Raw genomic sequence first — 26379 nt, 5'->3', positions numbered from 1 at the left:
CCCGCAGCGCGGCGCAGACCTCGCGAAGCCAGGCAAGCCCCGCAAGGCCGCGTAGACCCAGGTGAGCCACTCAAGCCCGCAGGGCGGCGTAGACCCCGCGAAGCCGGACAGGCCCGCAAGGCCGGCGCATACCTGCAGAGCTGCCTAAGCGACGCGCTGCGCAGGCCGGGTAGACCCGCGTTGGTGCGATCGCGCACAACCGCGCGAACCGCGCCCCCGGGTCGAGGGCGCGGTTCGCGGATGTTGGGGACGGCCGGGTCAGGCGACCTTGCGTTGGGCCGGGACCGTCGACTTGTGCGGGCGGCCCAGGCGGGCTTCCAGTCGCGCGACGTCGACCCGGGCGTGCCGGCGGTCTGCGAGGTCCTCCCAGCCGACGGCGAGCAGCCGGAGGCGTTCCGACTCGCTGAAGCCGCCCCATACGCCGTACGGCTCGCGTACCGACAGTGCGTGGGCGGCGCACTCGGCGCGTACGGGGCAGGTGCGGCAGACCGCCTTGGCGGAGGATTCACGGCGCAGCCGGGACGAGCCTCGCTCACCGTCGGGGTGGAAGAACTGCGCGCTGTCGCGTCCTCGGCAGGCACCGAGTCGCTGCCAGTCCCAGAGATCGACGATGGGTCCGGGCAGTCTACGTACGTTCGACATCAGCACCCCTCCTCCCGCGCGGCTCCGCGAGAATCCTTGATGGCCGGCGTCCGGGCGGCGGGCCGCGCAGGCGCACCGTTCCCGGCCTGGATCTCCCGTACCCGGGCTGTCGTCAACTCACACGTCTGTGATCGAAAACCTCCGGGAAATTGCGGCTTTTGCCCTATCTGTCGTAAAAGTTCGAACGATTGCCCGGAACCACCTCCCCAGCCGACCGCGTCATGGTCTGCTCGTTGGCGGAGAGGAGACCACAGTGCGTACCGTCCTTGTGTGCGTTCGGACACCGCTCGCGGCCCAGCACCTTACTTCTGCTGCCGCGCGGCTGGGGTTGTCCGCGATCGTTCGTACCGCCGTCTCTGATCCCGAGGTGATGCTGCGGCTGGCGGAGCGGCCGGCGGACGTGGTGTTGGCGGACACCGCCCTCACCCGGCCGGACAGCGCCGGCTTCGTCCGCCGGGTGTTGGCGCGGGCCCCGCAGGCGGCGGTGGTGCTGCTCGGCACCGAGGAGTCCGAGGCCGCGGCGGCCACCATCAGTGCCGGTGCCCGGGGGCTCATCCAGAATGTCGACCACGACCTGACCAGCGCGGTGGCGAAGGCGCTACTGCTGCTCACCGCACCCGGTCGCGCCTCCCGGCAGCGAAGCACCGATCCGGCCCGCGACGCGGCGGCGGTGGGTGGTTCCGGTCGCTCCGGGCCGGCGCCGCGCGGTTCCGGTGAGCCCGGTTGGACGGCGGCGGCCGCTGACGGGCCGGCCGGTCTGGCGTCGGTGCCCGTGCAGCGGGGCGACGACGAGGCGGAGGCGGGGACCGGCGAGCCGGCGGCGCAGACCGACCCGGGCCGTCCCGTCCCGAACGCTCGACCCAGCCGGGCGTCCATCGGCCTCACCGAGCGTGAGCTTCAGGTGCTGCTGGGCATGGCCGAGGGCAAGAGCAACGCGGAGATCGGCCGGGAGCTGTTCGTGTCGGAGGACACCGTCAAGACGCACGCCCGCCGGTTGTTCCGCAAGCTCGGTGCCCGGGACCGGGCGCACGCGGTGGCGGCGGGGTTCCGCGCCGGTCTGGTCGCCTGACGGACGCGCTGCCCGCCGGCGGGACACCGCCGCGCGGCGCGGTGTCACTTGGTGGCGGTCGGGGCGCCCGGCTCGTCCTCGGTGCCCTCGGACAGGGTGTCGTGCACCCCGTCGGCGTACCCCCGGGCATAGTCCCAGGTCACGTAGTGATCCGGGTCGGGGTCGTACGCGGGCTCGTGCACCCGGGGCCGGCCGGAGTTGAGCAGGTGCCGCAGGTTGCCGCGGAGCAGGTCCCAGTCGAAGTAGTGCGGCTCCCGGCAGTCCTCGCATTCGATCACCAGCCCGCGGACCCCGATCGGGGCCAGCAGAGCCTGGTAGATCTCCAGGTCGGCGAGGTCTTCCAGCACATCCTGCCGCTCGACGTCGGTCAGCGGATCCGGCGTCGCGTCATCGCCCGGGTCATCCAGACCCGCTGTCGGATCGGCCGGGTCACCATTGAACGGGTCGATGGGCTCGTCGTGCACCCCCTCACCGTAGACCCAACGCGACGCGAACGTCCGCCCCCCGGCCTCCGCGCCGGGCCGGCCTGCCACGGACGGGTCGCCCAGCTCACTGGGTACGATGAGGCGACGTGCCGGCACCGTGGCGCGCTCCGGTGCCCGCCCGCGCCACCTCGCTGAAGCCCATCCGAGCAGCTCAGGGGAGCAATCGTGGAAAATTCGCCCAGCACCGATCTTCCGGCCGGCGTCGAGCACGCCGACCTGGGCGGCCACCTGCCTGAGCTGCCGGCCGGCTCCGCCCGGGTGGTTCCGCTCGGTCTGACCTTCGACGATGTGCTGCTCCAGCCGGGCGAGTCGGACGTGGTGCCCAGCCGGGTCAACACCCGGACGAAGCTCACCCGCAACATCGAGTTGTCCATTCCGCTGCTGTCCAGCGCCATGGACACGGTGACCGAGGCCCGGATGGCGATCGCCATGGCCCGCCAGGGCGGCATCGGTGTGTTGCACCGCAACCTCTCGATGGAGGACCAGGCCCTCCAGGTCGACCTGGTCAAGCGCTCCGAGTCCGGCATGATCACCAACCCGGTGACCGCCAGCCCGGACGACACGCTGCGCGAGGTCGACGAGCTGTGCGGGCGGTACCGCATCTCGGGCGTTCCGGTGGTGGACGGCGACGGCCAGCTGGTGGGCATCGTCACCAACCGGGACATGCGTTTCGTCTCCGAGCCGAACACCCCGGTCCGCGAGATCATGACCCGCACTCCGCTGATCACCGCCCGGGTCGGGGTGAGCAAGGACGACGCCCTGGCGCTGCTGCGTCAGCACAAGGTCGAGAAGCTGCCGATCGTCGACGACTCGGGCCGACTGCGCGGCCTGATCACGGTGAAGGACTTCACCAAGAGCGAGCAGTACCCGGACGCCAGCAAGGACGACGCCGGTCGTCTGCGGGTCGCCGCCGCCATCGGTGTCGGCGAGGACGCCTACAAGCGGGCCCGTGCCCTGGTCGACGCGGGCGTGGACGTGCTGATCGTGGACACCGCGCACGGTCACCAGCGGGCCGTGCTGGACATGGTCCGCCGGCTCAAGGCCGACGTGTCGGTCGACGTCATGGGCGGCAACGTGGCCACGTACGCCGGCGCGAAGGCGCTTGTCGACGCTGGCGCCGACGGCGTCAAGGTGGGTGTGGGGCCGGGCGCGATCTGCACCACCCGGATCGTCGCCGGGGTCGGCGTGCCGCAGGTGACCGCGATCATGGAGGCGGCCCGGGCCGCCCGCCCGGCCGGTGTGCCGGTGATCGGCGACGGCGGCATCCAGTACTCCGGCGACATCGCCAAGGCCCTGGTCGCCGGTGCCGACACGGTGATGCTCGGCAGCCTGCTGGCCGGCTGCGAGGAGAGCCCCGGCGAGCTGATCTTCGTCAACGGCAAGCAGTTCAAGACGTACCGCGGGATGGGGTCGCTCGGCGCGATGCAGTCCCGGGGCCAGGCCAAGTCGTACAGCAAGGACCGCTACTTCCAGCAGGACGTGCTCAGCGACGACAAGCTGGTCCCGGAGGGCGTGGAGGGCCAGGTGCCCTACCGGGGGCCGCTCTCCCGGGTGGCTCACCAGCTGGTCGGTGGTCTGCGACTGGCCATGGGGTACGCCGGTGCGGAGAACATCCCCGATCTGCACCGCCGGGGCCAGCTCATCCGGATCACCGCGGCTGGCCTGAAGGAGAGCCACCCGCACGACATCCAGATGACCGTCGAGGCGCCCAACTACCACACCCGCTGACCCACCACCCCCAACCACCTGGAGTCCCCCATGCGTGACGTGGTCGAGATCGGGCTGGGCAAGACCGCGCAGCGCGGCTACCACCTGGACGACATCGCCATCGTGCCGAGCCGCCGCACCCGGGACGTCGACGACGTGTCGACGTCCTGGCAGCTCGACGCGTACCCGTTCGGCATTCCGTGCGTCGGTCACCCCTCCGACGCCACCATGAGCCCGTCGTCGGCGGTGCGTCTCGGTCAGCTCGGCGGCCTCGGGGTGCTCAACGTCGAGGGTCTCTGGACCCGCTACGAGAACCCGACGAAGGTGCTGGACGAGCTGGCCGGCCTCGACGAGGACGCCCGCGCCACCAAGCGGCTCCAGGAGGTATACGCGGAGCCGATCCGCCCGGACCTGATCGCGGAGCGGGTCCGTGAGCTGCGCGCCGGTGGCGGCACTGTCGCGGTGCGGGTCTCCCCGCAGCACACCCTCGCGCTGGCGCCGGTGATCCTGGACGCCGGGGTGGACATCCTGGTCATCCAGGGCACCATCGTGTCGGCCGAGCACGTGTCGACCACCGACGAGCCGCTGAACCTCAAGGAGTTCATCGCCGACCTCGACCTGCCGGTGATCGTCGGTGGCTGCACCGACTACAAGACGGCGCTGCACCTGATGCGGACCGGCGCGGCCGGGGTGATCGTGGGCATCGGTGGCGACGAGTGGTCGACCACCGAGTCGGTGCTGGGCATCCGGGTGCCGATGGCCACCGCGATCGCCGACGCCGCGGCGGCCCGCCGCGACTACCTGGACGAGACCGGCGGCCGGTACGTGCACCTGATCGCCGACGGTGACATCCAGACCTCGGGCGACATCGCCAAGGCGCTCGGCTGCGGCGCTGACGCGGTGATGCTCGGTGAGCCGCTGTCGCTGTGCGAGGAGGCCCCCGCCGGTGGTGCCTGGTGGCACTCGGCGGCGAGCCACCCGTCGCTGCCGCGGGGCGCCTTCGAGGTCTCCGGTGAGCCGCTCGGGTCGATGGAGCAGTTGCTCTTCGGGCCGGCGGACGAGGCCGACGGTCAGCTGAACCTGTTCGGCGGGCTGCGCCGGGCGATGGCCAAGTGTGGTTACCGCGACCTGAAGGAGTTCCAGAAGGTCGGTCTGGTCCTCGACCGCTGACCGTTCCTGACGTCCGAAGGCCGGCCCGCACGGGCCGGCCTTCGTCGTGTTCAGCCGGCTGTCACTTCTCCAGGTAGATGGTCAGGTCGGACATGTTGCGGTAGCTGGTAGCCGCGAAGTCGAGCGACTGGCCCTTGTTGTCGGCGCCGCCGGGGGCGGTGTCCATCTCCCAGTTGGCGTGGTGGAAGTTGCGCTCGCCGATGGTCTGGAAGAACTGCTGGAAGTTGAGGTCGCCGTCGCCCAGCGGGGTCATCTGGTACCCGTTGGGGACGCTGGTGTCCCGGTCGCCGTCCTTGGCGTGGAAGAGCGGGAACCGGGTGGTCCGGTCGGCCACGGTGAGGATCGGGTCGAACAGGTCGGTGACCTCCTGGCCGGCCGGGTTGATGTACTTCTGGTGCTTGTAGCGGGCCACGTAGGCCCAGTAGATGTCCAGCTCGAAGAAGACGTACCGCGGGTCGGTGATCTCGAAGAAGTACTCCAGTCGGCGGATGCCGGAGGACCGGGTCTGCCGGCCCTGCGCGTCGCGCGGGCCCCGGTCGATGAGGAAGCTGTACGCGGCGTCGTGGTTGTGCGTGTAGAGCCGCATGCCCCGGGCCTTGGCCTGCCGGCCCAGCTCGTTCCAGATGTCCGCGGCGGCGTCCCATTCGGCCTTGTACGCGCTGTTGGTCGGGTCGCTGCCGGTGCCGATGTTCTTCATGCCGAGTTCCTCGGCGATGTCCAGTTGTTGCTGGAAGGTGGCCGGCTGGATGGTGGCGTGGGTGCCGTTGGCCACCAGGCCGTTGTCGTCGAGGATCTTGCGGATCTCGGTGGGGGTGATCTGCCGGCCCAGGATCTCGGTGCTCTGGGTGTAGCCGGCGAACTCGATTTCCTTGTAACCGATTTCGGCGAGTCGGGCGAGGACGCGCTCGAAGCCGTACGGGACTCCGCTGTCGTCGGGCGCGGCGGTGATCCGGTCGCGGACGCTGTAGAGGATGATGCCGCGGTTCTTCGCCGGGATCAGCGGTTCGACCCGCAGCTTGCTCTTGGGGTTGGCGAGCGCGGGGGTGCCGGTGGCCAGGACGGGCAGGCCGGCCGCGCCGATCGCGGCGGCGGCGCCGGCGGACGCGGCGAGCAGGGAGCGGCGGCTGAGTCGGCCGGTGGGGGTGGCGTCGGGGGCGGTGTGGTCTGGCATGGTTCCACCTTTCGCGACGGTGGTCGGGAACAGACACTAACGTCGGTCAAAGTCGAAAGAAAGGTTCGATCGACGGCATCTTTTGTTTGATTCGACGAAAGTAACTGATGATCGTCGATATGGGCCGCGCGACCGACGATGCTGACTACGCTCGTCCTGACCGGAACGCCACGGTAGGCCGGAGTGCCGCAGGAGGGGTGTGCATGGTCCTGACCGGACGGAGAGCGGGCCTCGCCGCCGCGCTGACCTGCGTCCTCGGGCTGGTCGCGGCCGGCTGTACGGGCGACGGGCGCGACGGCTTCCGGCCCGGCGCGGCCGACGTCGGCGACCCGTACGTGCCGGGGCGGGGCAACGGCGGCTACGACGTCGCGACCTACGGCCTCGACGTCCGCTACGACCCGTCGACCGACCGGCTGACCGGGAAGGCCGTCATCACCGCCACCGCCACCCAGGACCTGTCCCGGTTCAACCTGGACCTGGCCGGCCTGGAGGTCGGCGCGGTCAGCGTGGGCGACGCGGCGGCCGAGTACCGGCGCGGCGACGGCGAACTGGTGGTGACGCCCCGCGACGGCGTGCCGCGGGGGCGGCAGTTCACCGTCACCGTCGACTACGCGGGCGTACCCACTGCCGTCGACGACGGGGCGTTGGGCAGCGGCGGTTTCCTGCACACCGCCGACGGAGCGGTGGCGCTTGGCCAACCCCACTCGGCCGCCACCTGGTTCCCGGTCAACGACCACCCCTCGGACAAGGCCACCTACGAGCTGGCGGTGACCGTCCCGGATGGCCTGGCCGCGCTGAGCAACGGCGTACCGCTACCGAAGACCAGCGCCGACGGGTGGACCACCTGGCGCTGGTCGGAGCGCACCCCGATGGCCAGCTACCTGAGCACCCTCGTGATCGGTGACTACCGGGTGGTGACCGGCACGCACGCCGGCCGACCGATGGTGACGGCGGTGGCGGCGAGCCTGCCGGCGACCGGCGGGGCGGCCACCTCGCTGGCCCGCACCGGCGCCATCGCCGACTTCCTGGCCAGCCGCTTCGGCCCGTACCCGTTCGACTCGTACGGGGGGATCGTGATCGCCGACGACCGGGTCGGGTACGCCCTGGAGACCCAGTCCCGACCGGTCTACGGGCCGGCCTTCTTCGCCGACGACCGGCCGAACCCGAGCGTCGTCGCACACGAGCTGGCGCACCAGTGGTTCGGCGACAGCGTGTCACTGACCAGGTGGGGTGACATCTGGCTCAACGAGGGCTTCGCCAGCTACGCCGAGTGGCTGTGGGAGGAGCACGACGGCGGCCGTACCGCCCAGCGCAACTTCGAGATCCAGTACGCGGCGACCGACTGGGGGCAGCCGTCGGTCGAGCCGGGCCGGGAGCAGATGTTCGGCACCGCCGTCTACAAGCGGGGTGCGCTCGCCGTGCACGCGTTGCGCCGGACCGTCGGTGACGACCTCTTCTTCCGCATCCTGCGCACCTGGACCGCCGAGCGGGCGGGGGGCAACGCGACCACCGCGGACCTCGTCTCGCTGGCCGAGCGGGTCGCGCAGCGGCAACTGCGCCCGCTCTTCGACGCCTGGCTGGTGGGTGGGTCGGCCCCCACACTGCCGTGACCCGGCCCCGCCGCCGGTGTCGATATGCTGCCGCCGGCGAACGGCGGGCAGGTGCCCGTTCGCGCGGACTACGGAGGCCGTGACCGGCCACCGTGCGGAGAGGGTGTGGGATGCGCGGGACGCGGCACAGACTGCGGACGGGTGCCGCTCTGGTGGTGACCGGTGCGCTGGCACTGTCCGGATGCGACTCGACGGGCCCGGAGACGGCACCGTCACCGAGCACGTCCCCCACCGCGGCGCGGACATTCAAGGCGGGTGCCGACGGGGTCGGCGACACCTACTTCCCGACCTACGGCAACGGCGGCTACGACGTCGGCCGGTACACGGTGAAGGTGCGCTACGACCCGGCCAAGGACCAGTTGACGGGTACGACCACAGTGCGGGCCACCGCGACGACCGACCTGTCGACGTTCAACCTCGACCTGGCCGGCCTGACCGTCAGCGCGGTCACCGTGGACGGCGCACCGGCGACGCACAGCCGCAAGCGCAACGAGCTGGTGATCAAGCCGGCATCCGGTCTGATCAACGGCAACGGATTCGTCGTCGAAATCACCTACGCCGGCAAGCCGAAGCCGTTGAAGAACGAGACGCTCGGTGACGGCGGCTTCCTGCACACCGCCGACGGTGCCATCGCGCTGGGTCAGCCGGAGTCGGCCAGCACCTGGTTCCCGGTCAACGACCACCCGTCGGACAAGGCGGCCTACGACTTCGAGGTCACCGTTCCGGACGGGCTGACCGCGATCAGCAACGGCGTTCCCGGCGGGAAGGTCAGCTCGGGCGGTTGGACCACCTGGAAGTGGTCGGAGAAGTCGCCGATGGCCAGCTATCTGAGCACGCTCGTGATCGGCAAGTTCCGGATCACCACCGGCGAGCACAAGGGCCGCCCGGTCTACAACGCGGTCACCACCAACCTGGCCAAGGGGAGCGCGGACGCGTCGATCGCGCGGACCGTCGAGGTGGCCGACTACCTGGAGAGCGTGTTCGGGCCGTACCCGTTCGACGCGTACGGCGGTGTGGTGATCTCCGACAGCCGGATCTCCTACGCCCTGGAGACGCAGAGCCGACCGGTGTACGCGGCGAGCTTCTTCCGGCAGGGCGAGAACACCGAGGTCGTCGCGCACGAGCTGGCCCACCAGTGGTTCGGCGACAGTGTGGCGTTGGCGAAGTGGGAGGACATCTGGCTCAACGAGGGCTTCGCGACGTACGCGGAGTGGCTCTGGGCCGAGCACACCGACGCGTACACCGCCAAGGAGGCGTTCGACAGCCGGTACGCGGAGATGTCCGCGCAGGTGTGGCAGACGCCGCCGGGCAAGCCGGGTGCGGAGAAGCTGTTCAGCGAGTCGGTCTACCAGCGCGGCGGGATGACGGTGCACGCCCTGCGGGTGGCCGTGGGCGACGAGGCGTTCTTCGAGATCATCAAGACCTGGGCGGCGGAGAAGCGTGACGGCACCGCCACCACTGCCGAGTTCGTGGCCCTCGCCGAGCGGGTCTCCGGCAAGAAGCTCGACGCGCTCTTCGACGCCTGGCTCTACGGCACCAAGAAGCCCGCCCTGCCCAAGCGGCTCTGAACGGCGGTCAGTTCTTGACGACCAGCTTGGGGTGGGCGGCCAGGTACGCGTCGGCGCGGCCGGCGCGCAGTTCGGTGAGGAACGTGCGGCCCTCGGCGGTCAGCTGCTCGCCCCGGTACGCGCTGCCCTTGCCGACGCCGGAACCGGGCAGCCCGACCAGCGTGAACCGGTTCTCCGGCAGGCCACTGAGGGCGTACGCGATGTCGACGATCCGGCGTCCGCCGACGTAGACCAATGTGTCGCCCAGCGCGGAGACCACCTTGTCGACGCGCTCCGGTTGCTTGGCCAGGCCCTCGTCCAGGATCTTGCGGGTCATCGCCCGGATCAGCTGCTGCTGGTGCCGCTGCCGGGCGTAGTCGCCGCCGGTGATGTAGCGCTGCCGCGCGTAGTCCAGCGCCTGCCAGCCGTTGAGGTGTTGCTCGCCCTTCTCGTAGACCTGCTGCGGCCCCTTGTACCCGCCCGGCGCGGGCTCCCGGTACTTGCCGTCCGGTCGACGGTGCAGCGACTCGACCCGCTGGTCGACGTAGATGTCCACCCCGCCCAGTTCGTCGACCAGCCGGTCGAACCCGTTGAACGTGAGCACCGCGCCGGCGTCGATGCGCAGCCCGGTGTAACCGCTGACCGTGCTGCGCAGCAGCTCGTACCCCTGGGCGGTGCTGGGTTGTTTGGGTTTGCCCGGCACCCGGCTGCCGAAGCTCATCGCGTGGGTGAGCTTGGTCTTGCCGCCCTTGTAGCCGGCCTTCGGGAACGCCGGGATGTCCACGAGCAGGTCGCGGGGGAGTGAGAAGAGGTACGCCCGGTCCAGTCCCTTGGGTACGTGCAGCACCAGCACGGCGTCCGAGTGCGGCTCCCAGCCGGGCACGCTGACCCGGGTGTCCACACCGACCAGCAGCAGGTTGAGCGGGCCGGTGATGTCCGCGCCCGGCGGTGGACCGCTGGGGCTCGGGGTGGGCGTGCCGACCGGTGACGGGGTCGGTGAGCCGGCCACCGGAGCGCCGCCCGGCGTGTTGTCAGCGGTCAGCCGGGTGATCACCACCGCGCCGGCGGCGATCAGCGCGACCGCGGCGAGGGCCGTCAGCCCCAGCAGCAGCCACCGTCGGCGTGGCGCCATCGACCCGAGAACCATGTGGATTCCTCTCACCCGTCTGGTGAACAACGCTCCGACGGGTGCTCCCGGTTGCGGCCAGGAGGCGCCGGTTCGGTCGGCCGGAGCATGATCGCGCGAAAAGTGCCGCTGGCGCGAGCGCTACTCACGAGTAATGATGCGTTCATGCGGTACGACGTGGTCGTCATCGGGTCCGGCTTCGGTGGCAGCGTCACCGCGCTCCGACTCGCCGAGAAGGGTTACTCGGTGGCGGTGCTGGAAGCCGGCCGCCGCTTCACCGACGACGAGTTCCCGCAGACGTCCTGGCGGGTTCGCCGGTTCCTCTGGGCACCGAAGCTGGGCTGCTACGGCATCCAACGACTCACCCTGCTCCGCCCGGCCGACCGAGGGTCCGGCGGTGGGGTGCTGGTGCTCTCCGGCGCCGGGGTGGGCGGCGGTTCGCTGGTCTACGCGAACACCCTCTACGAACCGCTGCCGGCCTTCTACGACGACCCGCAGTGGCGGGAGATCACCGACTGGCGCGACGAGTTGGCCCACCACTACGACCAGGCGAAACGGATGCTCGGCGTCACCACGTACCCCGTGCACACCGGCGCGGACCGGGCCATGCGGGCGGTGGCCGAGCGGATGGGGGTGGGGCACACCTTCCACGCCACCCCGGTGGGCGTTCACATCGGCCGGCCCGGCCAGCGGGTCGCCGACCCGTACTTCGGCGGCGCCGGCCCGGAGCGCACCGGCTGCACGCACTGCGGCTCGTGCATGACCGGTTGCCGGCACGGAGCGAAGAACACGCTGGTCAAGAACTACCTCTGGCTCGCCGAACGGCTCGGGGTCACGGTCCGCCCGTTGACCACTGTGACCGCCGTCCGGCCCACCGACGGCGGCGGCTACCAGGTGCACACCGAACGCACCGGCGCCTGGCTGCGCCGGGGGCGGCAGGTCATCCACGCCGACCAGGTGGTCTTCGCCGCCGGGGCGCTCGGCACCCAGCGGCTGCTGCACGCGATGCGTGCCGACGCGGCCCTGCCCCAGCTCTCACCCCGCCTCGGCGAGCTGACCCGGACCAACTCGGAGGCGATCCTCGGCGCCTCGGTGCCCCGACAGCGGGCCCGGTCCGAGCGGTTGGACTACACCGAGGGGGTGGCCATCACCAGCTCGTTCCACCCCGACCCGCAGACGCACATCGAGCCGGTCCGCTACGGGCGCGGCTCCAACGCGATGGGGCTGCTCCAGTCGCTGCTGGTCGACGGCGGCCCGCACCGGGTACGCCGCTGGCTGGGCAGCATCGTGCGGCAGCCCGGGTTGGCCGCCCGGATGCTGTCGGTGCGGGGCTGGTCGGAACGGACGGTGATCGCCCTGGTCATGCAGTCGGTGGACAACTCGCTGACCACCCGGTGGCGGCGTGGCCCGCTGGGCCGCAGGCTGGTCACCGGCCCGGGTCACGGCACCCCGAGCCCGACCTGGATCCCGGCCGGCAACACGGCGGTCCGGCTGCTCGCCGACGAGATCGGTGGCACCGCCGGCGGCTCTCTCACCGAACCCTTCGACATCCCGGTGACCGCGCACATCCTGGGCGGGGCGGTCATCGGCGCGACAGCGGCCGACGGAGTGATCGACCCCTGGCACCGCGTGTACGGGCACGCTGGGCTGCACGTGGTCGACGGCGCGGCGGTCTCGGCCAACCTGGGCGTGAACCCCTCTTTGACGATCACCGCCCAGGCGGAACGGGCCATGTCCTTCTGGCCGAACAAGGGCGAAGAAGATCCCCGCCCGCCGCTCGGCGGCCCGTACCGCCGGCTGGCCCCCGTACCCCCGAGGAACCCGGCGGTGCCCCCGGGCGCCCCGGGCGCGCTGCGACAGTGACCCCACCCCGCCGATCGTGCGGTTCCGGTCGGCGTGCTGTGGCGTTTGTGGGCTTTGTCCGGGCAGAAAGTGCACGATCGCGGGAAGTGGGGCCTGCTGGCGAGCCGGTGCCGGGAGTGGTGGTGACACTCGGTAGGCTTTGTGCACATGAGCCTGCCTCGCCCTGTCCTCGTGGTGGACTTCGGAGCCCAGTACGCCCAGCTCATCGCCCGTCGGGTCCGTGAGGCGAAGGTCTACTCCGAGATCGTGCCGCACTCGATGCCGATCGCCGAGATGCTGGCGAAGAACCCTGCCGCGATCATCCTCTCCGGCGGCCCGGCCAGCGTCTACGCCCCGGACGCCCCGCAGATCGACGCGGGGGTGTTCAGCGCCGACGTGCCGGTCTTCGGCATCTGCTACGGCTTCCAGGCGATGGCCCAGGCGCTCGGCGGCACGGTCACCAGGACCGGCAACCGTGAGTACGGTGGCACCCCGCTGCGCCCCCGCCTGCTCGACCCCGGTGTGCTGCTGCGGGACCTGCCGGCCGACCTGCCGGTCTGGATGAGCCACGGCGACTGCGTCACCGAGGCGCCCGAGGGCTTCACGGTGACCGCGGAGTCGGCGGGCGCCCCCGTCGCGGCATTCGAGGACCTGGCCGGGCGGCGGGCCGGCGTGCAGTTCCACCCGGAGGTCGGGCACACCGCGCACGGCCAGGAGATGCTGACCCGTTTCCTCTACGACATCGCCGGCATCGAGCCGACCTGGACGCCCGAGAACATCATCGACGAGCAGGTCGCCCGGATCCGCGCCCAGATCGGCGACAAGGAGGTCATCTGCGGCCTCTCCGGCGGGGTGGACTCGGCGGTCGCCGCGGCGCTGGTGCACAAGGCGGTCGGTGACCAGCTCACCTGCGTCTTCGTCGATCACGGCCTGCTGCGCGCCGGCGAGGCCGAGCAGGTGGAGAAGGACTACGTCGCCGCCACCGGCATCAAGCTCAAGGTGGTCGACGCCGCCGACCGGTTCCTCGGCGCGCTCGCCGGGGTGACCGACCCGGAGCAGAAGCGCAAGATCATCGGCCGGGAGTTCATCCGGGTCTTCGAGGCGGCGGCCCGTGAGATCGCCGCGCACGGCGACGTGGAGTTCCTCGTCCAGGGCACCCTCTACCCCGACGTGGTGGAGTCCGGCGGCGGCACCGGCACCGCCAACATCAAGAGCCACCACAACGTCGGCGGCCTCCCGGAGGACCTGAAGTTCGCGCTGGTCGAGCCGCTGCGCACCCTGTTCAAGGACGAGGTCCGAGCGCTCGGCCTCCAGCTGGGCCTGCCCGAGGCGATGGTCTGGCGGCACCCGTTCCCCGGCCCCGGCCTCGCCATCCGGATCATCGGCGCGGTCGACCAGGAGCGCCTCGACCTGCTCCGCCAAGCCGACCTGATCGCCCGCGAGGAGTTGACCGCCGCCGGCCTCGACCGGGGTGTGTGGCAGTTCCCGGTGGTGCTGCTCGCCGACGTGCGCAGCGTCGGTGTGCAGGGAGATGGGCGCAGCTACGGGCACCCCGTGGTGCTGCGCCCGGTCTCCAGCGAGGACGCGATGACCGCCGACTGGTCCCGGCTGCCCTACGACGTGGTGGCCCGGATCTCCACCCGGATCACCAACGAGGTCGCCGAGGTCAACCGGGTGGTCCTGGACGTCACCAGCAAGCCGCCGGGCACCATCGAGTGGGAGTGAGCGCCGCTCAGGCGGCCGGCGGCGGGCCGGACGGGGTCGTCGGCGGGTAGGGCGGTGTCGGGGCGTACCCCTGCGGTGGGCCGCCGGGCGCGGGCCCGGCGGTGGGCGGCGGGCCGTTCTGCGGCGCGACGCCCGCGGCGTGCGGCCAGGCCGGCGCGCCGCTGGGCTCCTCCGGCATCAGGAACCACATGATCGGGTACGTGAACAGCGCGAGCCCGCCGGTGAGCAGGCCGGTGACCGCGAAGATCACCCGGACCAGTGTGGGGTCGACGTCGAAGTAGCGGCCGACGCCGCTGGCGACCCCCGCGACCATGCGGTCGGTGGTGGGTCGCCGAAGCTGCTTGTACGGGGCGTGGGGTGCGGTGGTCGATGTCATACCCCCACGGTCCGCGCTGGCGTCCGCCCCGGCCTCGGTGACCGCCCGGATCATTACCCTGACCAATCCCTGATCGGGGCCGGACAGTCAGGAATCCGACTCTTTTCCGTTCCGGTAACCCGGCCCGGGGAGAATTTGCTTCCGTGACCACCTTGCTCAAGCCGCTCCGCAGGATCGCGGCATACGCAGTTTGTGCTGATTCAAGCGGCCGCGTCCTGCTGGTCCGCGCATCGGAGCACTCCGGGACCCCCGGCGCGTGGTCGCTGCCCGGCGGGGCCGTCGACCACGGCGAGGACCCGAACCACACCGTCGTCCGCGAGACCGCCGCCGAAACCGGCCTCTCGGTCGCCGTCTCCGGCCTGGCCGACGTGCTCGCCGACATGCGGGCACTCCCGGATCGCGGCATCACCATCCACACCGACCGGCTGATCTACCGGGTGGCCGTGCGCGGCGGCACCCTCGCGGACCGGGCCGGCGAACGCCCCACCGACCTCGCCCGGTGGTACACCCTCGACGAGGCGCGCGAGCTGCCGCTGCGCTCGTTCACCGCACGCGCCCTCGGGCTGCCCGCCTCCTCGGCCGACGTGGTGCCCGACGAGGCACCCGAGTTCCCCTCCTTCTACGCCGTGCCCGGCCCTGACGGGCTGCACCGGGCCCAGCGTTTCGCCGCGTACGCGGTCTGCACCGACCCCGCCGGTCGCGTCCTGCTCACCAGGGTCTCCGACGGCTACCCCGGTGCCGGCTGCTGGCACCTGCCCGGCGGTGGCACCGACTACGGTGAGCAGCCCGGTGCGGCCCTCATCCGGGAGTTGGTCGAGGAGACCGGGCAGACCGGCCGCCTCGTCGAACTGCTCGGCGTCGCCAGCCACCGCGACGCCGCCTCGCTCGGCCCCGAGGGCTACCCGATCGACTGGCACGGCGTACGCGCCTTCTACCGGGTCGTCGTCGACCAGCCCAACCCGCTGACCGTGGCCGACGTGGGCGGCTCCACCTGCGAGGCCCGCTGGTTCGGCCGCGAGGAGTTGGGCGCGCTCCCCACCGACCGCCTCACCGAGGTGACCGCCGAAGCGGTTCAGGCGGCCCAGCTAACCTGACCCCGACCGGTCTACGAGGAGGCGGCCCGACGGACGCGCCCCCGTCCGGCACGACCTGCCGGCTTGCCGCTGGCTACCCGTGGTCGCGCTCCGCTGCTGCGCAGTGGCCTCGCCCTGTGATCGACTGGCCTCACCCTTGATCAACTCGGGTTTCTTGAAGGCGCGGTATCCCGGCGCGCGGGACGCCGCGCCTTCCGTGAACCCGAGTGGATCACGCTTCGTCCCGAGTGACGCCGGTTCGTCAGCTCCGTGGGTTCCCATGCGCCGCCTCGCGTTGATCATGAAGTTATTGTCAGAGTGCGAGATGGATGGCGACCACTTCATGATCAACGGCATGGGGTGCGAAGCGGGGGGCGAGCAAAGGTGCAGTTGACGCGACGGGTCGGGGCCTACGGGCTTATCAGGGATTCGGGCCGGGTCCTGGTGGTCCGGGACGGGGTCGAAGGCGAGTTCCCGGGGGTCTGGCGGTTGCCGGGCGGTGCCGTCGGGCACGCCGAGGACCCGGAGCGCGCCGTGGTCCGCGAGGTCGCCGAACAGGTCGGGCTGACGGTGACGGCGTCTCGACTGTTCGCGGTGGTCGCCGATGTTGCCACTTCTGTGGAGGGCAGGGTCTCGCTGCACACCGACCGGCTGTTGTTCGAGCTCAGCACGCCCCACGGCGCTCTGTCCGATGCCCCGCGGCCCCAGGCTGCTCAGCCGCAGGATGCGCAGCCCCAAGGCGCGCAGCCTGAGGCCGGGGCTGGTCTGGTTGATCAGTCTCGCTGGCTCTCGCCAGCGGAGGCGGCAGAGGTGCCGCTGACGCCGTTCACCGCCGAGGCGCTCGGTGTGCCGGTCACCCCACTGCCGCCCGGAACGCACCGGCCGCCGCATCCGGCTGCGCCGCCACACCCCGATCGTCGGCTGCGCTTCGGGGCGTACGGGCTGGTCACCGACCCTGCCGGGCGGATTCTGCTGACGCAGATCGCGCAGGGCTATCCGGGGGCCGGTCTCTGGCATCTGCCCGGTGGTGGCACCGATCACGGTGAGCAGCCGGCCACCGGGTTGCTCCGGGAACTGGTCGAGGAGGGTGGGCAGGTGGGCCGGGTGGTGGAGCTCCTCGGCGTCAACAACCTGCACAATCCCGCCGCGTACGGCCCGGAGGGTCGGCCGCTGGACTGGCATGGCGTACGGGTGATCTATCGGGTGTTGGTGGACGTACCTACTGACGCGACGGTCACCGAATCCGCCGGGGGGTCGACGGCCCGGGCGGGGTGGTTCACCCGGGACGAGGCAGTTGACCTGCCGTTGAGCGACATCGCTGCCGTGGCAATCGGACAGAGCGGCCGATAGCACTCGGCTCACTGAGCCGAGTTCGTGACCCTCCGGTACAGTCAAAGGCGGGAATGATGGAGGAAACGGGCGATGAGGCCCGGGATGGGAACAAGCGAGCGGTTCGAGCGGTTTAAGCCAGTTATAAGTACCGCCGGCAGCTATCGCCAAGCCATGTTCCCCTATGCGATGGTGTACTCCGCAAAACGGCTGCCGGGCCATGCAAGGTCCGGCACGAGACAGCCGGACACCGCCCCACGGCGGCCAGCAGATCCGGTGATGGAGGAAACGTGCCGAGAGCCCCATGGCGCCGGCGTCGTACTACTGACAGTCCGCGCCCCGCAGGGCGTCGCTGGGCGGGCCGGTTGCGCCGCAGCAGCACGTTCGCCCGCCAGGTGCTGTTGGTCCGGGTCGGTCGCCGCGACGGCGACCTGCACCCGACCGACCTGACCCCGACCGAGCACCGGTACGCCGACCGGCAGCGCCGTCGTTACGGCCTGGACCGGCTCAGCCGGCCGACGCTGGGTGTGGACCCGACACTGGGCCTGGACCGGGCGGACATCGACGCGGTCGTGCCGGTCAGCCCGGCGATGCCGCCGATGGCGCAGGTCGACGATGCCCGCTCGATCCCGCTGCTTCCCGGCGAGCGCACCATCGCGCGCCGGATGAAGTTCGGCCTGGTCAACGCCTGCACGCTGGCCAGCCTGATGCTCGGCATGCTGGCCATCTTCCTGGCCATGCAGGGTGAGGTGCGCATGGCCGCGCTCTGCCTGATCGCCTGCGTCGGCTTCGACGGTCTGGACGGCGCGCTGGCCCGACGCCTCGGCGTGGCCAGCCCGTTCGGCGCGCAGATGGACTCACTGGCCGACATGTGCTCGTTCGGCCTGGCCGCGCCGGTCGTGGTCTACGCGTCGCTCGCCGGTTCCGTCTCCACGGCCGCGGCGGCGGTGGCCTGCGCCCTGGTCGCCGCGTGTGCCGCGATCCGACTGGCCCGGTTCAACGTCTCGCCGAAGGACGGCCGCTTCTTCTGCGGTGTGCCCACCACCATGGCCGCCGCGGTGCTCGCCGTGACGGTCGCGATCGGCCTGCCGGTGCCCGGTGCCGTGCTGGTCGCCGGGGTGGCGTTGCTGGCGTTCGCGATGGTGTCGAGCTTCCCGTACGCCAAGCTCGCCCGCCTGGTGAAACTGCCGCCGTGGCTCTGGTTGGCTCCGGTGATCGGCGCGCTGGTCGACATCCGGCTGACGTTCGCCCTGATCGTGGTGGGTTACCTGGTCAGTGGGCCGGTTCTCTGGCTGCGGCAGCGTCGTACCGCCTGATTGAGCAGACAGAACGGGGCGCCGCGGAGAGCGGCGCCCCGTTCGTCGTCATCGGGTCAGCGCCAGCGGGCGATGACCGTGGACCCACCGACCACCTTGTCGCCCGGCCCGACCAGCGGGTCCGCGGCCTCGGCGGGCAGGTAGACGTCGGTCCGGGAGCCGAACCGGATCAACCCGAAGCGCTCGCCCTTGGCCAGCAGCGCGCCGATCGGCGCGCGCTGCACGATCCGGCGGGCGATCAGCCCGGTCCGCTGCGCGACCACCACAGTGCCACGCGCGGTGTCCAGCACGGTGTACGCGGCGACGTTGTGCTCGGCGTCCGGCTTCATCGCGTTGACGAAGCCGCCGTCGGCGACGAAGTAGTCCACCACCTTGCCGGCGACCGGTGCGCGGTTGACGTGCACATCCAGCACCGACAGGAACACCGCGACCCGCAACCACTCGCCGTCGCCGAAGCGCTCGTCGTGCAGCCGCTGCACCGACAGGACCTTTCCGTCCGCGCTGGCGACCACGGCGCTCGGGTCCTCCGGCACGTCCCGCTCGGGATCCCGGAAGAACGCGGCGACCGGCCCGGCGGCCAGGGCCGGCAGCAGCCACAGCTTGGACGACGGACGCGCCACCCGGGTGAGCGCGGCGAGGCCCAGCGCGATGCCCGCCGCCGCCACACCGTTGGAGTCGATGTGCATGCTCCGGGTCACCGGCACGCTCGACGGCCGGTACGCGGGGGCCAGGCTGTCGGCGGTGGCCGGGCTGGCCGGGGTGAACCGCAGTCGGTAGACCCGCACCGGTGGCGAATTGCGTAGCACCAGGTCGGCGCCGACGCCGTAGAGGGCGTCCTGTCGGGCCAGCTCGGCGGCGGCACCCTCGGTCCGGCCGGGCGTGGCGACTGTCGCCACGCTCAGCACCGCCCCGTCGGTCAAGTATTTGGCCAGCCCTTCGACGCCGCCGCGGGTCGCCTCGGCGGTGCCGGTGAACACCTCACCGGCGATGACGACAGCGGCGGGCTCGGCTTCGGCCAGCGAGTCGACGACGTTCACCCGGTCGGCGACCCAGCGGCCCTGGGCGGTGACGTGCTCGCGCAGCGCTGCGGCACCGAACGGCTCGGTGGGCACCACGGTGAGCCGGTCACCGGGGAGCAGCGCCTCGATCGCCGCGGCCAGCACCGCGGAGGCCGGGTGCACCCCGACCAGCAGGGCGGCCTTGGCGTCGTTGATCCGGGCCAGCTCGGCGACGAGGGTACGGGCGGCTCGCTCGCCGATGCGGACCGGACCGGACCGGCCGGTGGTACGCACGGCGGGGGACTGGGTCATGTCGGGCGGGCTCCTGACGGGGGTAGAGACGGGAATCGCGGCGGGGCCGCCATGGGCGGGACGGGCCGGCCGGCGGAGGCGAGATCTCCACCGGCCAGCATATGCGCCCGTCCGCGCCGGTCCCACCGCCGTGCGGCTGTGGTGGACCGACGCGGGTCAGGCACCCGGGGTCAGGCTTCCCGGCGCGGACCCTCCCGCTCGTCGCTGGACCGGTCGCCGCCCGCCCGGCCGGGGATCGGCTCGGTCGGCGGCTCCGACGGCGGATGTGCCAGCCAGGCCGGGTGGATCACATCGGTGGTCGGCGCATCCTCCGCCCGCACCTCGGTGGTCGGCGTTTCCCCCGACCGGTCCGAGGCCAACGTCGGGTCCGACGAGAACGTCGGGTCCGAGCTGTGCGTCGGGTCCAGGGATGGGGTGTCCCAGGTGGTGCGTTCGGCTTCCCAGACCGGTAGCGCCGCGCCGGAGGTCGACGTGGCGGCACCGGAGACCGGCGTGGGCGTGCCGGAGATGGGCGCACCGGAGACCGACGGGCCGGAAACGGGCGCGACGGCCTCGGAGGCCTCGGCGGTCGGCTCCGGTTGGCTCGGTCGACCCGAGCGCAGTGCGCCGACCAGCCCGAAGACCCCGATCAGGATGAGTGCGCCGGCCAGGAACCAGCCGACCGGCGGCAGCGCCAGCCCGAGCAGTTGGGCGAGCAGCCACCAGGCGGACAGCGCCAGGAATACGAGCCCGAAGGCGAACGACACCAGATCCGTGCGGTGAGCCTTCACCGGGTCACCTCCAGGTTGCCCGCGTTGACGTGGATGTAGAGGCGCAGGGTCCCGCCACCGGGCCCGTCCGCGCCGAGGTCGGTGGATTCCCGCAGACGGCCGTCCAGGCCACCGGAGCGGTTGCCGAAGATGGTGGCGTCACCCGCGTTGACGTCGGCCACCGTCGTGACGTCCACGTTCGGCGGCACGACCACTGTCGCCTGGCCGAAGTTGACGGCCACCGTCACCTGGCTCTCCCGTTTCGCGAAGTCGATCCCGCGCAGGTCGAGCACGGCGTCACCGAAGCTGTTCTCGTACCGGTCCGCCAGGTCGCGGTAGTCGGTGGGTGCCCAGGTCACCGCGCCGTCGACCCCTCGAATCCGGTCGTAGGACTCGGCGACGGTAGCCGTGCCCAGCGCCGCGGCGGTCACCAGACCGAGCGCGATGAGCCAGCGGGCCCGCCCGAACCAGGTGCCGACCAGCAGACCCAGCGCGATAGTGGTCAACGCGGCGGCGAAGTACGCCGAGGCGCTGATGGCGAAGACGTCCAGCAGATCGAGCAGGGCGACCAGACCGAGCACCAGGAAGATCAGCGAGAAGGTCACCGCGCCGAGTGGTGACCGCTCCTTCGGGCGCTTCGGCGGCTTCGGTGGCTTGGGCGGTGGTGGCGCGGCCGGGGTCGGCGAAGCGTACGGGCCGTGCGGCGCGAACGGGGGGCGGTAACCGGAGGGCGGTGGGGCGGTCGGGTAGCCGGCCGGGGCAGCGGGTGCGCTGCTCACCGGTGCCGACGGCCAACCGACGCTGGGCATGGCAGTGCTCGGCCAGCCGGAATGGGCAGCGGTAGCGCCGGCCGGCTGCCCGGACCCCGGCTGCGTCGCGGCGGACGGCTGCTGGCCGCTGGTCGGCGGCGTGTCGTACCCCGGGACGGTGGCGGTGGGCGCCGCCCCGGTGGTCGCGGTGGCGTACCCCGGACCGGTGCCGAACATCGGCGGCGTGACCGCGGGGCCGGTCGACGGCGCGGTGCCGTACGACGGTGCGGGCCAGGCCACCGGCGGGACGACCGGGCCGGCCGGGTTGCCGGACGGCGCGGCGGGCGGCGGACCGCCCGGGGTGCCGGGCCGTGGGTTGCGGCCGTCCCGGTTGAGCAGGAGCGCGCCAGCGACCAGGATGGCCGCGCCGAGCAGCACCGCGCGGAAGGCGTCGGTGACGATGTACGCGAAGCTGGCCGCGACCAGGATGCCCAGGACGATCACGGTCACCGGCGACATGCTGGAGCGACCGCGGCCGAGCATGGACTCGACGGGGGACGCGGTGTCGCCCTCGTTCGGGATGATCAGCCAGGCGGCGACGTACACCAGAATGCCGATGCCCCCGAAGAAGCCGAGCACCGCGAGCAGCACCCGCCACAGCACCGGATCGGTGTTGGTGGCGCGCCCGATGGCCGCGCAGACCCCGGCCAGATACCGCCCGTCGCGCGGTCGGACCAGCCCGTACCGCGAGGTGAAGCTGGTGCCGCCCAGCGGCGGTGGCGGTGCGGACGGCCCGGGACCACCCGGGCCGGGCGGCGTGCCGCCCGGGCCGTAGCCGGTGCCCGCCGCGAACCCGGGGCCGTGACCTGCCGTGGGCGGGCCGTAGCCGTCGGCCGGATCGCCGGGTGCGGTGCCGGTGGACGCACCGGAGGGCGGGCCGAACGTGCTGGGCTCGGTCCATTCGGTGGGCGTGGTGGCGGGCGGGGGCGGTGCTGAACCGCCCGACTGTGCCGACCCCGGTCGGGGCGGCGGGGCAGCTTCCTCGGTCATGCTTCGATCCTGCTGCCCGGCGGACCCGAACGACCTCAGGAGCCGACCCTGACCCCACCCTGAGATCCGGCGGCCGGAATGTCGGGGGCGTCCCCGTGGTCACCGACGCCGCAGCGTGTGACGATCGAGTCACCGACCTCGACCTGTCCGCCACCGTGACCAGGGAGCCTCCGATCAGCAGCACCGTGACCCCACCCCCGCGGCTCTACCGCGCACCCGAGCACCGGATGGCCGCCGGCGTCGCAGCCGGTATCGCCGACCACCTCGGCATCTCGGTGCTGCGGGTGCGCGTCGCGTTCATGGTCCTGCTGGGGCTGAGCGGGCTCGGTCTGCTGCTCTACGCGGCCTTCTGGGCGGTGGTGCCGCTGCGTCCCGGTGACACAGCGGTGCCGCCCCGGCGGGATGTCGCCCAACTCCTGCCGTTCGTGGGGATCGGACTCGGTGTCCTGCTGATCCAGGTGATGGTCTTCGACTCGGTGGGCGCGGCGGGCACCGCCGGCTGGCTGGTGGCGATCATCGCGGTCGGCGCCGGGGTCATCTGGCACCAGTCCGCGCCCGAGCGGCGGCGGCAGTGGGGCGACGCGATGCCGGTGCCCTGGCTCGGCGCGGTCGTCGAGGAGAGCGACCGCCGGGCCTTCGTGCTCCGGTTCATCGGCGGTGGAGTGCTGGTCGCGGTCGGCATCATCGGTGTCGCGGCCGTCTACTCGCCGGCACAGAACTTCGACGCGGTGATCAACGGCGTGATCTTCGCGCTGGTCGGGCTGGCGGGTGTCGGCGTGGTCGCCGCGCCGGTGCTCTGGCGGACGTACAGCCAGCTCCGCTCGGAGCGCGAGGGGCGCATCCGCGAGCAGGAGCGGGCCGAGTTGGCCGCCATGGTGCACGACCAGGTGCTGCACACGTTGGCCCTGATCCAGCGCAACGCCGGTGATGTCAAGACCGTGCAGCGGCTGGCCCGAGGGCAGGAGCGTTCGCTGCGCAACTGGCTCTACAAGCCGACCGCCTCGCCGAGCGAGCGCTTCGCCGCCGCCCTGGAGCAGGCCGCGGCCGAGGTCGAGGACACCTTCGCGATCAGCGTGGAGACGGTGGTGGTCGGCGACCGGGAGACCGACGAGAAGGTCGGGGCACTGGTCGCGGCCGCCCGCGAGGCTCTGGTGAACGCGGCCCGGCACGCCGGCGTGCAGACCGTGTCGCTCTACGCCGAGGTGGAGCCGGATCAGGTCAGCGTCTTCGTTCGGGACCGGGGCAAGGGCTTCGATCCGGATACCGTGGAGGACCACCGGCACGGCGTACGCGGCTCGATCATCGGGCGGATGAAGCGGCACGGCGGACGGGCCGAAATCCGGTCCGGCCCGGGGGAGGGGACCGAGGTCCGGTTGATCCTGCCGATCTCCCGGGACTCGTCCGCAGCGGAGAGGAACAGATGACCATGGCCGAGCAGTCGACCGAGCACCTCGACCCGGCGGATGCCCGCCCCGAGCGGCTGCGGGTGTTCCTGGTGGACGATCACGCCATGTTCCGGGCCGGGGTGCGCGCGGAGTTGGGCGCCCACGTGGAGGTGGTGGGCGAGGCGAGCACGGTGGCCGAGGCGGTCACCCGGATCGCCGCCGTCGGCCCGGACGTGGTCCTGCTCGACGTGCACATGCCCGACGGTGGCGGTCGCGCCGTGCTGGAGGCGATGCGGCGTACCCACCCGCAGGTCAAGTTCCTGGCGTTGAGCGTCTCCGACGCGGCGGAGGACGTGATCGGGCTGATCCGTGCCGGTGCCCGGGGGTACGTCACCAAGACCATTTCCCCGGACGAGTTGGCTGCCGCGATCCGCCGCGTGGCCGACGGCGACGCGGTTTTCAGCCCACGGCTGGCCGGGTTCGTGCTGGACGCCTTCGCGGCCCGGCCGGACGCCCCGGTGGCCGACCCGGAGCTGGACCAGCTCACCAACCGTGAGCGGGAGGTGCTGCGGCTGCTGGCCCGGGGGTACGCGTACAAGGAAATCGCCAAGGAGCTGTTCATCTCCATCAAGACGGTGGAGACGCACGTGTCGAACGTGCTGCGCAAGCTCCAGATGTCCAACCGCTACGAGCTTTCCCGGTGGGCGGCGGATCGCCGGCTCGTCTGACGGTGGGTCGCTGGCGGCGAGGAGCAGAGAAACGTCCGGCGCGCCCTCGTCCACCCAGCCGGTGATCGTGGCCGGGTAGCCCTGGGCGCCCTCATCCGGATGGCTCGAAACGTCAGTGGTGACAGACGTCCCACCGGGTCGAGGTCACCTCGGGGACAGGCGCGGGCCGAGGCCTGGTGTTCGGGTGACGCAACGTATTTCCTGCTCAACGCGGCCTGTCGCGACCGTTTTATGATCATTTTTCAAGTATCGGCAACGTGGCGGGCAACTAACGGCTTGATAACGGCACCTTCACGGAAGCGGCCAGTGGGTGTCACAGTGGCAGCACCTCACCATCGGTGTGTGGCACTCCGTACGCCCCACGACCACGATTCTGCCGATCACGGCGGCCCGTGGCTGTGTCGGTTGCGTCGTGTCGCGCCTCGTTGGTGGGGAGCCCGGCGGATCGGAACATCAGGGGTGTCCCCAACTTCCCTGTGGTCCCGGCGACCCGCGCCCCGGGGTGGTCGGGCGGTGTCACCCCCAAACGTGCGTGAAACCCACGACGGAACCTGGTTAGAAAGAGGAGGCCCCTCGGAATGAGAGTCTCGAAGCGGGCGACGAGCGCCATCGCGCTCAGCGCGGCTGCCGCGCTTGTCGCGAGCGGTTGCTCGAGCGGCGGCGACGGCGATACTGCCGCCAGCGCGGACGGCTCGATCGTTGTGCACGGCGTCCAGCCGGAGAACCCGCTGGTCCCGTCGAACACCACGGAGACCGGCGGCGGCAAGATCATCGACTGGTTGTGGACCGGTCTGGTCGAGTACCCGAACGACGGTGGGGCCCCGCGTAACGCGCTGGCGGAGTCCATCAACACCACGGACTCCAAGGTCTTCACGATCAAGATCAAGGCCGGTACCAAGTTCCACGACGGTACCGAGGTGAAGGCGAAGAACTTCGTCGACGCCTGGAACTGGGCCGCCTACTCGCCGAACGGCGCGCAGAACGGCACCTTCTTCGCCGACATCGCGGGCTTCGACCAGACCTACACCACGGACCCGGACGGCCCGGACGGCCCGAAGAAGGCTCCGACGCCGTCGACCGACAAGATGTCCGGCCTGAAGGTCATCGACGAACAGACCTTCGAGGTCACCCTGTCGGCGCCGACCGCGGTCTTCCCGACCAAGCTCGGCTACAGCGCCTTCATGCCGCTGCCCGACGTCTTCTTCACCATGAAGCCCGAGGAGTTCGGCCGCAAGCCGATCGCCAACGGCCCGGTGAAGTTCGTGTCGTGGGAGGACAACTCCCTCATCAAGCTGACGCGCTTCGACGACTACAATCTTCGCGACAAGATGAAGATCAAGGACGTCGACGTCAAGCTGTACCAGGACGACAACGCCGCCTACGCCGACCTGCTGGCGAACAACCTCGACTTCATGGAGGTCGTTCCCACCTCGGCGCTCGCCGGTGACAAGTGGAAGACCGACCTCGGTGACCGGGGCCGCAACACGGTGACGCCGTCGACCGCGTTCATCGCGTTCCCGATCTACGACAAGCGCTTCCAGAACCCGAAGCTGCGTCGTGCCGTGTCCCTCGCCGTCAACCGGCAGGAGATCTCGGACAAGATCTTCTTCGGCACCCGCAAGCCGGCCGACAGCTGGGCGAACCCGCTGACCCCGGGCGCCAAGCCGGGCAACTGCACCGCCTGCAAGTTCGACCCGGAGACGGCCAAGACGCTGCTCGCCGAGGCCGGTGGCTTCACCGGTGAGATGGTCTTCTACTACAACGCGGACTCCGCCCACAAGGACTGGATGGACGCCGTCGCGCAGCAGATCAAGACCAACCTCAACATCAACGCTCGGGCCGAGGGCGTGCCGACCTTCGCGGTCTTCCGCCAGAACATCAACGCCCACACGATGAAGGGCCCGTACCGCGCCGCCTGGCAGCAGGACTACCCGGACGTGGAGAACTGGGTGAACCCCCTGTTCGTCACCAACGGTTCCTCCAACGACGGTCTGTACAGCAACCCCGAGGTCGACGCTCTGGCCAAGCAGGCCAGCGCCGCGCCGAGCCTGGAGGCCTCGCACGAGGCGTTCGCCAAGGCCGTCGAGAAGGTCGACCAGGATGTCCCGAGCATCCCCGTCTACTTCTACGGCCAGCAGTCCGGCCACTCGGAGAAGATCAAGAAGCTCGAGCTGAACAACGTCGGCGAGATCGACATCACCTCGGTCGAGCTCTGATCCG

At 71.3% G+C, this 26379-nt stretch carries 20 protein-coding genes and 1 pseudogene; 13 read left to right on the top strand and 8 right to left on the bottom strand.

What is annotated here, in order from left to right; translation table 11 throughout:
• Nucleotides 1-258: 258 nt before the first annotated feature.
• Nucleotides 259-642 carry a WhiB family transcriptional regulator gene (locus QSK15_RS14615; RefSeq protein WP_030337862.1) on the bottom strand — a complete coding sequence of 128 codons (384 nt, stop codon included), beginning with the start codon at nt 640-642 and terminating at the stop codon, nt 259-261.
• A 253-nt stretch (nt 643-895) separates the two neighbouring features.
• Between QSK15_RS14615 and QSK15_RS14610 the strand changes: the two genes are divergently transcribed.
• Complete coding sequence (locus QSK15_RS14610; RefSeq protein ID WP_285794734.1) at nt 896-1711, top strand: helix-turn-helix transcriptional regulator; 816 nt, start codon at nt 896-898, stop codon at nt 1709-1711.
• 44 nt (nt 1712-1755) lie between these two features.
• Here the strand turns inward: QSK15_RS14610 and QSK15_RS14605 are convergent, their stop codons facing one another.
• Nucleotides 1756-2175, bottom strand: a complete 420-nt coding sequence (locus tag QSK15_RS14605) for a DUF5319 domain-containing protein (protein WP_030337860.1) — start codon at nt 2173-2175, stop codon at nt 1756-1758.
• Nucleotides 2176-2361: 186 nt separating this feature from the next.
• On the opposite strand from QSK15_RS14605, the gene guaB reads away from it, so the two are divergent.
• Together guaB and QSK15_RS14595 are read left to right on the top strand one after the other, a co-directional pair.
• Nucleotides 2362-3924: an IMP dehydrogenase gene (gene guaB, locus QSK15_RS14600; protein WP_285794733.1), complete on the top strand. Its 1563-nt coding sequence runs from the start codon at nt 2362-2364 to the stop codon at nt 3922-3924.
• A gap of 30 nt (nt 3925-3954) precedes the next feature.
• A complete protein-coding gene (locus QSK15_RS14595) occupies nt 3955-5073 on the top strand; it encodes a GuaB3 family IMP dehydrogenase-related protein (protein WP_030337858.1) in 1119 nt (372 codons plus the stop codon).
• Nucleotides 5074-5134: 61 nt separating this feature from the next.
• Here the strand turns inward: QSK15_RS14595 and QSK15_RS14590 are convergent, their stop codons facing one another.
• The gene (locus QSK15_RS14590; RefSeq protein WP_285794732.1) at nt 5135-6244 is read right to left on the bottom strand and encodes a sugar phosphate isomerase/epimerase family protein; all 1110 of its coding nucleotides are present in this window, start codon (nt 6242-6244) and stop codon (nt 5135-5137) included.
• A 203-nt stretch (nt 6245-6447) separates the two neighbouring features.
• Here QSK15_RS14590 and QSK15_RS14585 point away from each other — a divergent pair, with 203 nt between their 5' ends.
• Together QSK15_RS14585 and QSK15_RS14580 are read left to right on the top strand one after the other, a co-directional pair.
• Entirely contained in the window at nt 6448-7854 is a 1407-nt protein-coding gene (locus QSK15_RS14585; protein WP_285794731.1) for a M1 family metallopeptidase, read from the top strand.
• A 110-nt stretch (nt 7855-7964) separates the two neighbouring features.
• Nucleotides 7965-9422: a M1 family metallopeptidase gene (locus tag QSK15_RS14580; protein WP_285794730.1), complete on the top strand. Its 1458-nt coding sequence runs from the start codon at nt 7965-7967 to the stop codon at nt 9420-9422.
• Nucleotides 9423-9429: 7 nt separating this feature from the next.
• Here QSK15_RS14580 and QSK15_RS14575 read toward each other — a convergent pair whose 3' ends face one another.
• Nucleotides 9430-10548 carry an LCP family protein gene (locus QSK15_RS14575; protein ID WP_285794729.1) on the bottom strand — a complete coding sequence of 373 codons (1119 nt, stop codon included), beginning with the start codon at nt 10546-10548 and terminating at the stop codon, nt 9430-9432.
• A gap of 144 nt (nt 10549-10692) precedes the next feature.
• On the opposite strand from QSK15_RS14575, the gene QSK15_RS14570 reads away from it, so the two are divergent.
• Both QSK15_RS14570 and guaA read left to right on the top strand, forming a co-directional pair.
• Entirely contained in the window at nt 10693-12390 is a 1698-nt protein-coding gene (locus QSK15_RS14570; protein WP_285794728.1) for an FAD-dependent oxidoreductase, read from the top strand.
• Between the two features lie 147 nt (nt 12391-12537).
• Entirely contained in the window at nt 12538-14094 is a 1557-nt protein-coding gene (guaA, locus tag QSK15_RS14565; RefSeq protein ID WP_285794727.1) for a glutamine-hydrolyzing GMP synthase, read from the top strand.
• Between the two features lie 7 nt (nt 14095-14101).
• Here the strand turns inward: guaA and QSK15_RS14560 are convergent, their stop codons facing one another.
• On the bottom strand, nt 14102-14470 hold the full coding sequence (locus tag QSK15_RS14560; protein WP_285794726.1) for a PspC domain-containing protein: 369 nt from the start codon (nt 14468-14470) through the stop codon (nt 14102-14104).
• A 143-nt stretch (nt 14471-14613) separates the two neighbouring features.
• Between QSK15_RS14560 and QSK15_RS14555 the strand changes: the two genes are divergently transcribed.
• The 3 genes from QSK15_RS14555 (at nt 14614) to QSK15_RS14545 (ending at nt 18188) form a co-directional block, all read left to right on the top strand.
• Nucleotides 14614-15564 (top strand): NUDIX hydrolase, encoded by a 951-nt coding sequence (locus QSK15_RS14555; protein ID WP_030337850.1) that lies wholly within the window; start codon nt 14614-14616, stop codon nt 15562-15564.
• 363 nt (nt 15565-15927) lie between these two features.
• Nucleotides 15928-16893: an NUDIX hydrolase gene (locus tag QSK15_RS14550; protein ID WP_285794725.1), complete on the top strand. Its 966-nt coding sequence runs from the start codon at nt 15928-15930 to the stop codon at nt 16891-16893.
• A gap of 344 nt (nt 16894-17237) precedes the next feature.
• Nucleotides 17238-18188 (top strand): CDP-alcohol phosphatidyltransferase family protein, encoded by a 951-nt coding sequence (locus tag QSK15_RS14545; protein ID WP_285794724.1) that lies wholly within the window; start codon nt 17238-17240, stop codon nt 18186-18188.
• A 56-nt stretch (nt 18189-18244) separates the two neighbouring features.
• On the opposite strand, the gene QSK15_RS14540 is transcribed toward QSK15_RS14545, so the two are convergent.
• The 3 genes and pseudogenes from QSK15_RS14540 to QSK15_RS14530 all read right to left on the bottom strand — a co-directional run bounded on the left by QSK15_RS14540 (nt 18245) and on the right by QSK15_RS14530 (nt 22046).
• Nucleotides 18245-19498, bottom strand: a complete 1254-nt coding sequence (locus QSK15_RS14540; protein WP_285794723.1) for a phosphatidylserine decarboxylase — start codon at nt 19496-19498, stop codon at nt 18245-18247.
• Between the two features lie 530 nt (nt 19499-20028).
• Nucleotides 20029-20268, bottom strand: a pseudogene (locus QSK15_RS14535) (hypothetical protein); the annotation flags it as partial.
• Nucleotides 20265-22046, bottom strand: coding sequence for a PspC domain-containing protein (locus QSK15_RS14530; RefSeq protein WP_285794722.1), 1782 nt, complete (start codon nt 22044-22046; stop codon nt 20265-20267). The gene QSK15_RS14530 and the pseudogene QSK15_RS14535, both read right to left, overlap by 4 nt.
• Before the next feature lie 155 nt (nt 22047-22201).
• Here QSK15_RS14530 and QSK15_RS14525 point away from each other — a divergent pair, with 155 nt between their 5' ends.
• The 3 genes from QSK15_RS14525 to QSK15_RS14515 all read left to right on the top strand — a co-directional run bounded on the left by QSK15_RS14525 (nt 22202) and on the right by QSK15_RS14515 (nt 26375).
• Nucleotides 22202-23470 carry an ATP-binding protein gene (locus QSK15_RS14525; protein ID WP_030337844.1) on the top strand — a complete coding sequence of 423 codons (1269 nt, stop codon included), beginning with the start codon at nt 22202-22204 and terminating at the stop codon, nt 23468-23470.
• 2 nt (nt 23471-23472) lie between these two features.
• Complete coding sequence (locus QSK15_RS14520; protein WP_030337843.1) at nt 23473-24159, top strand: response regulator; 687 nt, start codon at nt 23473-23475, stop codon at nt 24157-24159.
• Nucleotides 24160-24737: 578 nt separating this feature from the next.
• Nucleotides 24738-26375 (top strand): peptide ABC transporter substrate-binding protein, encoded by a 1638-nt coding sequence (locus QSK15_RS14515; RefSeq protein WP_285794721.1) that lies wholly within the window; start codon nt 24738-24740, stop codon nt 26373-26375.
• Nucleotides 26376-26379 lie beyond the last annotated feature (4 nt).

Origin of the sequence: Micromonospora sp. NBRC 107095, assembly GCF_030269705.1 — a bacterium.
Lineage (GTDB): Bacteria > Actinomycetota > Actinomycetes > Mycobacteriales > Micromonosporaceae > Micromonospora > Micromonospora parva.
This window is presented reverse-complemented; position numbering and strand designations above follow the sequence as displayed.

Excerpts from the sequence above, each read along its gene's own strand:
- QSK15_RS14560 (WP_285794726.1), bottom strand. The coding sequence starts at position 14,470 with ATGACATCGACCACCGCACCCCACGCCCCGTACAAGCAGCTTCGGCGA.
- QSK15_RS14570 (WP_285794728.1), top strand. The coding sequence starts at position 10,693 with ATGCGGTACGACGTGGTCGTCATCGGGTCCGGCTTCGGTGGCAGCGTC.
- QSK15_RS14595 (WP_030337858.1), top strand. The coding sequence starts at position 3,955 with ATGCGTGACGTGGTCGAGATCGGGCTGGGCAAGACCGCGCAGCGCGGC.
- QSK15_RS14520 (WP_030337843.1), top strand. The coding sequence starts at position 23,473 with ATGGCCGAGCAGTCGACCGAGCACCTCGACCCGGCGGATGCCCGCCCC.
- QSK15_RS14540 (WP_285794723.1), bottom strand. The coding sequence starts at position 19,498 with ATGACCCAGTCCCCCGCCGTGCGTACCACCGGCCGGTCCGGTCCGGTC.
- QSK15_RS14585 (WP_285794731.1), top strand. The coding sequence starts at position 6,448 with ATGGTCCTGACCGGACGGAGAGCGGGCCTCGCCGCCGCGCTGACCTGC.
- QSK15_RS14590 (WP_285794732.1), bottom strand. The coding sequence starts at position 6,244 with ATGCCAGACCACACCGCCCCCGACGCCACCCCCACCGGCCGACTCAGC.
- QSK15_RS14515 (WP_285794721.1), top strand. The coding sequence starts at position 24,738 with ATGAGAGTCTCGAAGCGGGCGACGAGCGCCATCGCGCTCAGCGCGGCT.
- QSK15_RS14530 (WP_285794722.1), bottom strand. The coding sequence starts at position 22,046 with ATGACCGAGGAAGCTGCCCCGCCGCCCCGACCGGGGTCGGCACAGTCG.
- QSK15_RS14575 (WP_285794729.1), bottom strand. The coding sequence starts at position 10,548 with ATGGTTCTCGGGTCGATGGCGCCACGCCGACGGTGGCTGCTGCTGGGG.
- QSK15_RS14580 (WP_285794730.1), top strand. The coding sequence starts at position 7,965 with ATGCGCGGGACGCGGCACAGACTGCGGACGGGTGCCGCTCTGGTGGTG.
- QSK15_RS14615 (WP_030337862.1), bottom strand. The coding sequence starts at position 642 with ATGTCGAACGTACGTAGACTGCCCGGACCCATCGTCGATCTCTGGGAC.
- guaA (WP_285794727.1), top strand. The coding sequence starts at position 12,538 with ATGAGCCTGCCTCGCCCTGTCCTCGTGGTGGACTTCGGAGCCCAGTAC.